9 protein-coding genes are annotated in these 12,787 nt (G+C 58.6%); 5 read left to right on the plus strand and 4 right to left on the minus strand.

The window, feature by feature from the left end; translation table 11 throughout:
• The first annotated feature begins 63 nt into the window (after positions 1 to 63).
• From AB4Y89_RS13495 to AB4Y89_RS13515, 5 genes are all read left to right on the plus strand, one after another.
• Complete coding sequence (locus AB4Y89_RS13495; protein ID WP_442301454.1) at positions 64 to 3,342, plus strand: carboxypeptidase regulatory-like domain-containing protein; 3,279 nt, start codon at positions 64 to 66, stop codon at positions 3,340 to 3,342.
• Positions 3,343 to 3,429: 87 nt separating this feature from the next.
• Entirely contained in the window at positions 3,430 to 4,191 is a 762-nt protein-coding gene (locus AB4Y89_RS13500; RefSeq protein WP_442301455.1) for an RraA family protein, read from the plus strand.
• Positions 4,192 to 4,305: 114 nt separating this feature from the next.
• Positions 4,306 to 5,577: an aminotransferase class V-fold PLP-dependent enzyme gene (locus AB4Y89_RS13505; RefSeq protein ID WP_442301456.1), complete on the plus strand. Its 1,272-nt coding sequence runs from the start codon at positions 4,306 to 4,308 to the stop codon at positions 5,575 to 5,577.
• Between the two features lie 26 nt (positions 5,578 to 5,603).
• Positions 5,604 to 6,080 carry a RidA family protein gene (locus tag AB4Y89_RS13510; RefSeq protein ID WP_442301457.1) on the plus strand — a complete coding sequence of 159 codons (477 nt, stop codon included), beginning with the start codon at positions 5,604 to 5,606 and terminating at the stop codon, positions 6,078 to 6,080.
• Between the two features lie 36 nt (positions 6,081 to 6,116).
• The gene (locus AB4Y89_RS13515; protein WP_442301458.1) at positions 6,117 to 7,730 is read left to right on the plus strand and encodes a PLP-dependent transferase; all 1,614 of its coding nucleotides are present in this window, start codon (positions 6,117 to 6,119) and stop codon (positions 7,728 to 7,730) included.
• 335 nt (positions 7,731 to 8,065) lie between these two features.
• On the opposite strand, the gene AB4Y89_RS13520 is transcribed toward AB4Y89_RS13515, so the two are convergent.
• From AB4Y89_RS13520 to AB4Y89_RS13535, 4 genes are read right to left on the minus strand one after another with little or no spacing between them, the layout of a single operon-like run.
• Complete coding sequence (locus AB4Y89_RS13520) at positions 8,066 to 9,442, minus strand: alpha-L-fucosidase (protein ID WP_442301459.1); 1,377 nt, start codon at positions 9,440 to 9,442, stop codon at positions 8,066 to 8,068.
• A gap of 3 nt (positions 9,443 to 9,445) precedes the next feature.
• Positions 9,446 to 10,045, minus strand: a complete 600-nt coding sequence (locus AB4Y89_RS13525) for a beta-propeller fold lactonase family protein (protein ID WP_442301460.1) — start codon at positions 10,043 to 10,045, stop codon at positions 9,446 to 9,448.
• A complete protein-coding gene (locus tag AB4Y89_RS13530; protein WP_442301461.1) occupies positions 10,042 to 11,598 on the minus strand; it encodes an FAD-dependent oxidoreductase in 1,557 nt (518 codons plus the stop codon). Before AB4Y89_RS13530 ends, AB4Y89_RS13525 begins: the two co-directional genes overlap by 4 nt.
• Before the next feature lie 7 nt (positions 11,599 to 11,605).
• The gene (locus tag AB4Y89_RS13535) at positions 11,606 to 12,769 is read right to left on the minus strand and encodes a lactonase family protein (RefSeq protein ID WP_442301462.1); all 1,164 of its coding nucleotides are present in this window, start codon (positions 12,767 to 12,769) and stop codon (positions 11,606 to 11,608) included.
• Positions 12,770 to 12,787: the final 18 nt, after the last annotated feature.

Below are 12,787 nucleotides of genomic sequence, written 5' to 3' on the forward strand. Positions count from 1 at the left end.
GAAGGGCCGATTTTTCGGGATTTGGTTTTTTGGATATGAAATTTAGCTTTCAGGAGGCACTGCGTGAGGAAGTCACTGTTGTTGCTTGTTGTTTTGCTGTTCGTGGGAAGTTTTGCGTCTGCACAGGTATCTAACAATACTCAACTTGTTGGTACCATCACGGACCCGAGCGGCGGAGTTGTTTCCGGCGCGAAGATCACTGCAACCAATACCGGCACCCAGGTCCAGTATGAAGGAACCACCAACGCGGAGGGTTATTACACCATTCCGTTCGTCGCTCCTGGAACCTATGACATTACCGTAGAGCAATCGGGCTTTGCGAAGACGGTCAGCAAGGGTGCGATCGTCATCCTGAACCAGTCCGCCCGTACGGACATTACGTTGAAGGTCGGCGATGTCGCGAGCGTGGTTCAGGTCACCGCCGACACGCCGGCACTCTCCACCGACGATGCGCTGATCGGTGACACCGTGGAGCGGGCAAAGGTAGAGAACCTGCCGATGAACACCCGCCGCGTAATGGACCTGGCGACGACGGCTTCGAACGTGATCATCGGACCGAAGACATCGTTTACCGGTGTGCCTCCGGGCGCTAATTACATCGGCGCCGGAACGCGTGAGGTGGCCAACTCGCTGACGCTCGACGGTATCACGATCATGAACTCGCTGATCTCGTCGTCTCCTGTGACACCGAATCCTGATGCTATCTCGGCGGTTCAGGTACAGAGCGGTAACTATACCGCGCAGTATGGCGCCTATATGGGCATCCACATCAACTCGGATACGAAGTCCGGTACAAATTCGATTCACGGCACGGTATATGACTATCTCCAGAACGACTACTTCAATGCAAAGCCCTGGCTTGCTGCGAAGGGATTGCGTACGCCGTTCATGCGCTTCAATCAGTTCGGTGGTGTGGTCAGCGGACCTGTGGTGATTCCGTTCCTCTACAACGGCCGCGATAAGACCTTCTTCACGGGGTCATATGAAGGCCTGCGTCAGTATCAGCAGATCTCCAGCGTTACAACGGTTCCCACACTGAAGATGCGCACGGGAGATTTTTCTGAGTTGCTTCCCAGCCTTCAGCTCTATAACCCGACGAACCGTACGACGCCTTACGCGAACAATCAGCTTCCCGTGTCTGCGGTTGCGGCAAAGCTGATGCAGTATTATCCGAATCCTACGAATTCGGCGCTCACCAACAACTTCAATAGCTATGTGCCTCTCACCATTGAGCAGAACCAGACGCTCAACCGTGTTGATCACAATATCGGCCAGAACGTCCGTCTGTTTGGCCGCTTCCTCTGGCAGAAGTTGACCTATGTCAATGGCAACGCCGTCGCCACTTCATCAGCCTACTCGCCGACGATGGACCGCAATGGTGTGATCGGTTACACGCACATCATTACGCCGACATTTATCAACGATCTGCGTGTTGGCTTCAATACGCTGACCAGCGATGTAAACAACCAATTCGCGCAGAGCGGACAGAAGAGCGCCGGTACGGCGCTTGGAATCCCTGGCTTCACGGCTGACGTCGATAACAATAACCCCGGTATTCCTACCGTCACGGTGACCGGCTATGCCGGCCTCGGTTCTTCCGGTTCCAACTGGAAGCAGGATGACCGTACCGTACATGCCTATGACCAGATCAGCTGGACCAAGGGTAGGCACACCATCATGGCCGGCGCCGATATCCGTCGCATGACGATCGGCCGTGCGGCGCAGAACGATCCTCGCGGCAACTTCACGTTCAGCGGCCGTTACAGCACGCAGTGTGTGGCGACAACAGATCCGACGAAACCGTGCGCGAACGCAGTTTCGGGCAATGGTCTAGCTGACATGGTGTTAGGCTACGCGGCGAGCATCGTTACACCCACGTTCCAGCTGAAGGGTTCGGTCGGTAGCTGGCGCAACGGCTACTTCGTTCAGGACAACTGGCAGGTCACCCCGAAGCTGACATTGCTCTACGGTATGCGTTACGAGCAGCCAACCATCCCCTACTCGCTGAATGGTTATGCCCGTATCCTGAACTCCACCTATACCGCGTTGATTCCATCCAGCACTGCAACCACTGGTACGGCCTTTACGCCGACGCCCGGCTTCCAGTTCACCAGCGCCAACAACAACCTATGGGCTCCGCGCCTTGGCTTTGCCTATCGCGCGAACGACAAGATTGTGGTGCGTGGTGGCGGCGGTATCTACTACAATCCGAATCACTTGAATGCGTTTACGCTGGCCAGCGGTAACTATCCTTTGGCGAACAGCACCACCTATACCGCGAATACCTACTTCTCGACCAATACCTTCACAAATCCCAGCGGTGGATCAGCCGGTGCAGGTGGCTGTAACCCCAATGTTGCGGGAACCTTCTGCAACGCGTTTACAGACGCCGCCAGCCTGCCGACGCCTCGTATGTACCAGTGGAATCTTGATTCTGGTGTCGAACTCTGGAAGGACGCAGCCTTCGAACTGCAGTATCTTGGCTCTCGTTCGATTCACCTGGACTACTCGTGGCAGCCGAATACGCCGACTCCTGGGGCAGGCACGATCAACTCGCGCCGTCCGTACCAGGGCTTCGGTGCTATCCGCCAGATCACCAATGGCGGATGGTCGACTTACAACGGCCTTACGTCGATCTTCCGTCAGCGTCTGAATCACGGGCTAACGGCGAATCTGTCGTATACCTGGGCTCACAATCTGGATACCTCCAACGATGCGAACGGTGGCGGTTATCTGATGAACCCGTACAACATCAAGGGTGACTACGGCAATTCGAACTGGGACATCCGTCACCGCTTCGTCGGCACGGTGCTGTATCAGTTCCCGAACTTCGCCGGCCACAGCTATGCGGTTCGTACGGCTCTTGGCGGATGGCAGGCAAACGCTATTGTTACCCTGCAGACCGGCATGCCGTTCAACGTTGGTCTGTCGTCTGACGTTGCGAACACCGGCACCAACGGTATTCAGCGTCCGAATTTTGTGAAGCGTGTAGCGAACACTTGCTCTGGTGACTTCGTGGTCAAGAACGGTACCAGTGCAAGCTGCCTCGATGCCACTGCGTACGCCACTCCGGCGTCCTTCACGTACGGCAATCTGCACCGCAACGATTCGAAGGGAGCTGGACGCGAGCTTGTGAACTTCTCGATGTTCAAGAACTTCCAGGTCTATGAGCGTCTGCAATTCCAGTTCCGTGCAGAAGCCTTCAACGTGTTAAACCACGCAAACCCCAGCAATCCGAATAGCTCGGGCAACCCTCAGCTTGGTACTGCGAGCTTCGGAACCATCACCAGCACCCAAACCGATCCGCGTGTGCTGCAACTGGTGGGCAAGATCAACTTCTAAATGTTGGAACTCCCTCTTCGAGGCCGCTGGTGCAAGCCCAGCGGCCTCATTTTTTCGTTTAGTGTTGTCGAACAGGAGTAAATCAGCATGCGTATGCGTAGAACGTTATTGTGGGCAGGAAATGCCTTTGTAATCGTGGCGGCGGTGGCGCTGCTGGCCATGAAGCAGGAGACCGTGGTTTCTCCGGAAGAGCTGCAGAAGAGCCCTGAGTTGGTTCTGGACGGCTATCGGCATGTGGAGGCCGCTTCCGTCTCTGACGCGGTCGAGCAGGTGCTGCATGAAAAGCGCTACATGTCGCACAAGATGCAGTCGATCTTCCCGACCAAGTTCGTCGGAACGGCATTGACGGTGCAGCTCCTCAAGCAGGAGAACAACGATCCGAATGCGTTACAGGGCATGCTGCAGGCGATCGACAGCGGCGGCAAGGACAGTGTCTATGTCATGCAGGTGCAGGACGGCGCGGATATCGCCGGCATGGGCGGCCTGATGGGTACGGCCATGTGGTCGCGCGGATTCTCCGGGGCGGTGATTGACGGTGGTGTGCGCGATCTGCCGCAGTTGAAGCGCATCGGTTTTCCCGTCTATGCCACTGGCGTAGTGCCTTCGACCTCAGTCAGCCATTACCGCTTCGGTGGGATGAATGTTCCGGTCGTCTGCGATGGCGTGAAGGTCAATCCAGGCGACATCATTTCCGCTGACCAGGACGGGGTAGTGGTGATTCCGAAGGACAAGGCGGTCGAGGTGCTGATCCGCGCGCAGAAGCTCGATCAGACCGAGCATGCCATGTATCCCTATATCGAAAAGCTGCACTCGATTGTGGCCGCAGTGAAGGAGTTCGGACGCATCTAAACAAGCGTCCAAACTCCCTAGGTCATCTGCCCGATGACATGATTTCCACTTGCCGTTTCAAATAGTTACACACCGAAGGTGACATGCCTGTTCGTGCTGGAAAGGGGACTTCCTTTGCCTCGCCGTGCTGATGATCGTTCGATAAGCCGCCGCCGCCTGTTGGGCGCTGCTGGCGCTACTGTGGCCGCCTCTCTGCTTCCACCCTCTGCCATCGCCGCTACTACGGTGGCGGAACCTGCGGTGGACTACTACGACAAGCTTGGCGTTGCGAAGATCATCAACGCCGCCGGCACCTATACCTATCTGACGGCCGCGGTGATGGCGCCTCCAGTACAGCGTGCTGTGGCCGCGGCGGCGCATCATCCCGTCCGTCTGAAAGATCTTCAGCGCGCCTCGGGTGAATACATCGCTAAGCGCCTGAAATGCGAGGGCGCGGTGGTGAGCTCCGGTGCGTCAGCAGCGCTTACGCTGGGCACCGCTGCGTGCGTCGCGGCCAAAGGAAATCTGAAGTCGAATGAGATTCCTCTGCAGGCGCGTGAGCGTGGTTACGAGGTCATCGTGCAGAAGAAGCATCGCTACGAGTATGACCATGCGATGCTGATCTGCGGTGTGACCATCCGCGAGGTAGGAAGCCTGGAAGAGTACAAGAGCGCGTTCAGTGAACGCACGGTGATGACCAACTACTTCAACTCCGCCGGACCGGAGTCGGAGCCCGGAATTATCGATCGCGAGACCTGGCTGCAGGTTGCGCATGAGCATGGTGTGCCGTGCCATTTGGATGCCGCCGCCGATGTTCCTCCGATTTCGAATCTGTGGAAGTACACGGAGATGGGCTTTGACCTGGTGTGCTTCTCTGGTGGCAAGGGACTGCGTGGTCCGCAGAACGCAGGCCTACTGCTTGGCAAGAGGCATCTCACTGATCTTGCTCTTGAGAATGACAGCCCCAACAGCGACGCTGTGGGCCGGGGCATGAAGGTTGCCAAGGAACAGATGGTCGGCATGGTTGCGGCTGTGGACTGGATCCTGGAGCAGAATGACGAGGCGATTCAAGCCGAGAGCATGCGCCGTATCCGCACCATCGAGGCGGCCATCAAAGGAATTCCCACGGTGACCACCGTGGTGAATGTACCGCCGGTCGCCAACCATGTGCCGCATCTGCTGATCAAGTACGATCCTGCGACGGTCGGTATCAAGCCGCTCGAGGTAGCAGCGAAGCTGCGTTCGCAAAAGCCGTCGATCGAACTAAGCCCGGCGACCGGTGTGCGTGGACGCATTGAAGGTGCGGATGAGAATACGATTGTCATCGGCGTATGGATGCTGCAGCCGGGCGAGGCCGAGGTTGTGGCCAGCAGCCTGAAGCAGGTCCTGAAATCCGCGAAAGCCTGAGTTTATCCCCAAGGAGAAAAACAGTTATGTCGACAAAGACCAGCCGCAGAAACCTGTTGAAGAATGCAGCCGCAGCCGCCGGAGCGATTGGCGGAGCCGCTGTTCTGACTGAGAGCGCGCATGCTGCGGCCCCTGAAGCTCAGCAGAAGAAGTCGTATGGCCAGCCGCCGAAGAACGGAGAGGCTCCGCTGTTCAGCAGTGTCGTCTCCTACGGCAACCTGGTCTTTCTTGCCGGTGTTGGCGCTCACTTCCAGGGAACGATTGAAGAGCACACCAAGCACGTTCTTGACGAGCTCGAGAAGAACCTCGCAAGCGCAGGCTCTTCCATGGAGAAGGTGCTGAAGGTGAACGTCTACCTGAACGACATCAAGGACTGGGAGCGCATGAACACGGTGTACAAGGGCCGCTGGGGGAAGATTCCTCCGGTACGCACGACCATTGCTCCGGCCGGCGGCATCCCTGGCAATTCGCTGGTCGAGATTGACCTCATCGCCTATATCTAACCAAATCGAACGAACCATCAGGAGAGGAAAAATCTTATGTGTGCGCTGCCGAAACTGCGTCCTACGCGACGCGATCTACTCAAGCAGACCGGAGCTCTGTCAGCCCTTGCCGCGGTATCGCCGCTGGTTGCCGCTGGAAGTGCCGAGGCCCAGGCAGCGCACTCCGCTCCTTCTCATGCTGTCACCTTCCAGCCCGGAACGCTGCAGGACAACGTTTTCACCAAACTGGGTGTGCGCCCCATCATCAACGCGCATGGCACGTTTACCATCATCACCGGCTCGCGCTCGCTGCCTGAAGTGAAGCAGGCCATGTTTGAGGCCTCGCACTACTACGTGCATCTGGATGAACTGATGCCGAAGGTTGGCGCCGAGATCGCGAAGCTTGTCGGCGCGGAGCATGCGGTGGTGACGACCGGCTGTGAAGCGGCGATTGCGCTGGCAACGGTCGCTTGCTTCTGCGGCACCGACCCGGAGCTCTCGCAGACCTTCCCGTACAAGCGCAAGAAGAGCCAGGTCATTATCCCCAAGCACTCCCGCAATCCATACGATTTCGGCGTCCGCATGACCGGTGCAGAGATTGTGGAAGTGGACTCGGCCGAGGAGCTGCAGGCAAAGCTCACCGACCAGGTGGCGATGATCTACATCCTCTCGGGCCCGGCGGCGGAGAAGGGGCCTCTCTCGATTCCTTCGATCTGCGCGATGGCAAAGGCGAAGAACGTTCCCGTCTTTGTCGATGCTGCGGCGGAAGAGCCGCTGGTTCCGAATATCCACCTGCAGCACGGCGCGACGCTGGTCGGCTACTCCGGCGGCAAGTGCATGCGCGGGCCGCAGGCTGCCGGCATGATGATCGGCCAGGCTGATCTGATTAAGGCAGCGTGGTTCCAGGCTTCGCCACACCATAACTACGGACGTGCTTACAAGGTCGGTAAGGAAGAGATCATGGGACTGCTGGCCGCGGTGCGCCAGTGGTATAAGCGTGACCACGATGCCGAGCAGAAAGCGTGGAAGAGCTGGCTCGATCAGATCGCGGACAAGATCAAGGGACTGCCGTCGGTTCGCGTTGAATATCTTGATCCGGAAGACCTTTCCAACCGTTCGCCCCGCCTTCGGGTTCACTGGGATGCGAACCAGGTGAAGATTACGGGCACCGAGCTGTTCAAGCGTCTCGACGAAGGCACGCCGCGCATCATGCTAGACGGCGGCACCGGCGTTCGCCCGGACAAGATGGAGAGCTCGTTCACCATCATGCCGTACATGCTTGAAGCCTGGGAGATTCCGATCATCGCTGATGCTATCCATGAGGCGATGACCAAGCCTGGTCATTATGAGAATCCGGTCATCCCGACCGGCGCTGCGCAGGTTGACGGTAAGTGGGCTGTTTCGCTGAAGTACACCCGCGGAACCGCGGAGCAGACCTTCGATCTGCAGCAGAGTGGCAGCGATCTTAAGGGTAAGCAGGTTGGCGCTATTTATCAGGCCGATGTGACGGGCAGCATTCATGGCAACGATCTGAAGCTGCATGCTCGTATGCCGGTGAGCGGTCATGAAGTGATCTGGGACTTTACCGGAACGGTGCAGGGAAATACTGCTTCGGGAACGGTGGCTCTGGGTGAGTACGGTATGGCGGAGTGGAAGGCTGTGCGCGCTTAGCAAGCCAACGATTTATCGGTTTCGAAAAGGATAGGGCCCATAAGGCCCTATCCTTTTTGTGGCGTATATCAGCGAGCGGCTAAGTCTCCAACCGAGCTTGACCTAGGGCGTATCGACAAGCGACCACTGTGGAGTTATAGAGCGGGCCTTCAGCCCTTACTTTTTCTATGGGGCAGCCTGGGGCGTTGCCCCAGGCTGGTATAGAACGCGCTTTCAGCGCTTTTTCTGCCGGGAGACCACCCTCGGGGCCCCCGACGAACTTTTTCGTTGGGGAACGTTCGCAACGCCAGGGTGGGCAAGGAACACCCATAAATTTCTAACAAACACAGAACGATCTAGTTCTCTGCGGCGAAGAGTTGGAACTCCCGGATGCGGGCGGTGCCGGCGGTGGACAGCAGATTCAGACGGAAGCGGCTTGTGGTGACGGTGGGGAAGCGATCGATCTTCTTATGACCGATTGCGTGGCCCGATAGGACTGGCTTCCAGGCTCCGTCGACCCAGGCTTCGATGCGATAGGTCTGCACCATTTGCCCGTCGGTCAGCCACTCCATCGTCAGGGCTCGGTCAACGCTTGTGGGTTTTGCAAGTCGCACCTCGAACGTGGCGCTGTGGGAACCTGCCGGCGCGCTCCAAAAGGTATCGGTGTCGTTGTCGAGGGCCTTGCGTGTCTCGGCGTCAGGCATAACGGCGCTTGCCGCCACATTCTTTGCCGCACCGTAGTGCTTCTGGATGGCTTCGCCGAGCTCCTTCAAGCGCGCGACATCGCTGTCCGGTAGAAGGCCGCGATTGTCCGGAGCTACGCCCAGCATCCACTGGCCGCCTTTGCCGACGGAGTGTTCGTAGCTGTCCATAAGATCATCGACAGACTTCAGCGAAGCTTCGTCGTTCGCATGCCAGAACCAGTGCAGCTTGCGAAGTGGTGTATCGACTTCAATCGGGCGCCAGCGCAGATATCCGTGGCGATCGACGACGTTCCAGTTCTCGTATTCGACCTTGCCGCTCTCGTCGCCGGCCCAACGTGCATCGCCGTACTCGAAGAGGCCGGTGTCGGCAAAGACGATGGTGTTCGGCTGATAGGTGCGCAGGGTTTCAATGATCTTCTTGAAGTCGTAGACGTGTCCGCCGCTGCCGGCTCCGTCGAGCCAGAACTCGACCAGGTCACCGTAGTGCGAGGCCAGTTCTTCCAGTTCCGCACGGTAGTAGGCATCGTAGGCAGCATTGTCTTTGTACTTCGGCTCGTGGCGATCCCAGGGAGAGAGATAGACGCCGAAGCGCAGACCCTCAGCGCGTGCGGCTTCCGCGGCTTCGCGGACGAGATCTCCCTTGCCGTCTTTCCAGGGGCTTGCCTTGATGCTGTAGTCCGTTTGACCCGTAGGCCACAGGCAGAAGCCATCGTGATGTTTGGCTACGAGCACGACGTACTTCGCGCCAGAGGCTCTGATCGCCTTCATCCATTGGCGAGTATCGAGCGATGTCGGATTAAAGGTGGAAGGCGATGCGGTGCCGTCACCCCATTCGCGATCGAGAAAAGTGTTGGTGCTGAAGTGAAGAATGACGCCGAACTCGAGATCCTGCCACGCTGTTTGCTGGGGCGTGGGCTTGATCTCGGTGAAGTTCTGGGGCCAGGTGATCGCGGGCAATAACAGTGTCAGGCCCAGGGCCATCCGGCGAAGTCCGCCAACGGCCATCGAGCGAATCGAAGATCGGTACAAGCGTCAGCCTCCGATGCGTGCAAGTCTTCCTTCGAGCATCGCATAGCGATGGCTGTCGACGCACAGGACTCCGTCGCGGTCAAAGAGAAACTCCTGTGGGATGCTTCCGCGCAGCTTGCGATGGACGGCGATTACCTCGCCTGCGGCGTTCTCTTCCGTAACCGAGAGCATGTTCAACACACGTCCTCCGGCGGCGGCAACGGCGAGCGAGCGGCCGTCGGGAGAGATGGCGATGTGGTGCGGAGACATTGCGGTAAGCGAGAGACCCTGTGTCGTCAGCCGCTGCAGGCAGCCACTCGGCTCGACACGATAGCTGGAGATAGCGCCCGCGGGCAGGCCGAGATAGGTCGTGTATCCGTGAGTCACGTGCAGTACCTGCTGGTCACTGGCATAGACCATGGCTGAGGGCAGGTCAGCCTTTTCGCTGTGTCTCCGCTCTCCGCGAACGATGCTATGGATCCAGCCGCCTTCGCGGTCGAGCTCGAAGGTGATGCCGTCGCCAATGGCGGCGAAGGCGCGTGTCATCGGGGCGGCGCAGATGGCGGCTCCAGCGATTCCCTGCAGTACAGCGCGGCGTGTTGGTTTGTACTCTTGCATCATCATGCCTTCGGTCGGATTGACATCGAGTGATGGAACAGGTTGTGGGGATCGTATTCCTTCTTCACCTGTTGCAGCAGGGGATAGAGATCGCCAGTACCGTAGTAGAGCGTGGTCCACTCCGGGCTTTCCAGCATATCGGCATCCGCATAGTTGATGTAGCAGCCCTCGAAGTTCTCGTTCGGATAGGGATAGCCCGGATACTTCGGGTCCGCCGAGGGGGTAGAGTACATGGCCTTATAGCACTGGCGAATTCCATTCAGACGGAAAGCATCATCTGCTTCGTTCAGCCAGTAACTCTGGTACTGCAGCTTCAGAATAGAGTTGCGCTGCGGTATCGCGGTATCGGCAATGCGGGCAGGGTTGTTCACCATGCCGCCGTAGGAGTCGATAGCCAGGATGAGACCGCGGGTTGCGTCACTCGTCATCTGGTCATAGAGCACGTTAGCTTCCGCCACGGTGAAGCCCTTCTTCATGTAGCAGGACTTGTACTTGGACCGGCGACGGTTTGAGCCGTAAAGGCCGCTGCCTCCCTGTCCGCTGACCGTTGCTTCCACCCAGTTCAACGCACGTACGGGATGCGTTCCATAGCAGACGGTGTCACCGACCAGTGGTCTCTGCTGCTGCTGGCCAAAATCCTGTTGCTGTTGCAGATAATCGGGGGGAGCATCCGCGGAAGGCCTGCATGTCTGGAAGAGATTCAGGTAATCCTGCACCCACGCTCTGCCTTCGTTTTCGTCGCCGGTCTGGGCGTAATGGAGACCGAGGCCTATGCGACCGGACTTGCTGTTACCCACAACGAGGTTGGTGAAGACGGGATATGTCGCGGGGTTCTTGTCGTTCTTGGCCCAGTAATCGCCATAGGTGGTGACGATACGAACGAACTTCTCGCGCGTCATCTCCTTCCAGTCCCAGGAGATATTGGCGGTGAGCACCTGCTTGGGCATTGGAGGAAGCTTGGCGAAGTGGAAGGCGGTGATCACACCGAAGTTCGAGCCTTGCCCACCGCGTAACGCGCGAAAGAGCGCGGGGTGATGTTGCGCGTCGGCGTAGATGAGCTCTGCTTTGCCGGCCTGGTTGACGATAACGATCTCAACACCGGTCAGCCAATCGACGGTAATGCCGTACATGCGTGCCAGGGTTCCATAGCCGCCTCCGGAGACGTGTCCGCCCGCGGTGACGGTATAGCAGGTACCGCCGGGAATTACCGCGCCGCCCAGCTTATAGAGCCGTTCGTAGACAACACCGAGCTTCGCTCCGGGCTGGATGACGTAGCTGCCCGGAGTTTCGCCGGTGGTGACACGGTCCATCATGCTGACGTCCAGCAGCACACCGCCCGGGTTGTTGACGACCCAGTCCTCGTAACAGTGGCCTGAAGAACGCACGGTCGGCCGCTGTCCGCGATCGATTGCCTGCTGCAGAGTGCGGACTACATCTTCCGCGCTGGTACAGTATTCAACCTGAGCAACGCGCTGACTGTCAGAGGCAGGGAAGCGTGCATTATTGCCGCGACTGCAAACATCAAAACGAACATCCTTGCGATCAACAACTGAGGCCATGCTCCTCCTAGATCCAGATGGCAAACATCGGTGTATCCAGTGGATACCGGTGTACCGGGCCGGAAAGTTCGCCCGTAGCAGGATTGCGTTGCAGGACAACCACCTCGCCGCTGTCCTGATTGCTGGCAATCATCCATTTGCCGGTGCGGTCCAGGGCGATGTGACGGGTGGTTTTGCCGCCGTTGGGTGCAAGCTGTTTGAGCTTCAGCTTGCCCGAGGCACGGTCGATATCGAAGACCGCGATGGTCTGGTCGGCGATGCGGTTGCCGACGTACACGTTTCGTCCGTCGGCGGAGGCCAGGATCTCGCCGGCAAAGGCGGTATGCGGGGGAAAGTCCGGCTTCAGAGTCGAGACGCGGTCGATGGGCGTGATGCGGCCGCGGGCAGCATCCCACGCAAGAATATCGATGGTCGAGTCGAGCTCATTCACGCTATAGAGCCACTTGCCATTCGGATGAAACGCGATGTGTCGAGGGCCGCTCGCGGGCTTTGCCTGCCAGACCGGAGGATCGTTGGGCGTGAGTGCAGCGGTTGCCGCATCAATGCGATAGATGCAGATCCGGTCGAGGCCGAGATCGTTCACCAGAAGGAAGCGGCCATCGGGGGAGACCTGCGCCGAGTGGGCATGGGACTTCGTCTGCCGTGAAGGATCAGGGCCGCCGCCTTCGTACTGAAAATGAGAGACAGCCTCGCTCAGCCTGCCGTCCGGCTTGACGTGGTAGGAAGCGATGCTGCCTCCGCCGTAGTTGGCGATAAAGACCGAGCGACCATCTGGCGAGAGGGAGAGATGCGTGGGGCCGCTGCCCACGGAAGAGACTTTATTCAGCAGGCGAAGCTCGCGAGAGCCGGGAACGGTCTCCAGGGCGTTTACGCCGGAGTCGTCTTTACCGTCCTCGCTGACGGCATAGATCCGTGTGAGCGAGCCGACGCGGCGGGTGGCGAGGAAACTCGGTGATACCAGGGTAGCCGCTAACGTAATGGCGCCGAGCTCGCCGGTGGCTGCGTTCCAGTCAGCGGTGTAGATCCCTTTGCTGACCTTGCCGGTGGTTCCCAGCAGTACGCGGGTTGGAGTAACCGTACCGGCGGCAAATGCGGAACGGATGGTGAACGCGGTCGCAAGACCGCCCCATGCAAACTCTCTACGGGACAGTCCGGGGGTATTGACGGGCATCACGTCGTCCTCAATCGT

The sequence above is a fragment of the Terriglobus sp. 2YAB30_2 genome, assembly GCF_052114765.1.
Classification (GTDB): Bacteria; Acidobacteriota; Terriglobia; order Terriglobales; family Acidobacteriaceae; genus Terriglobus.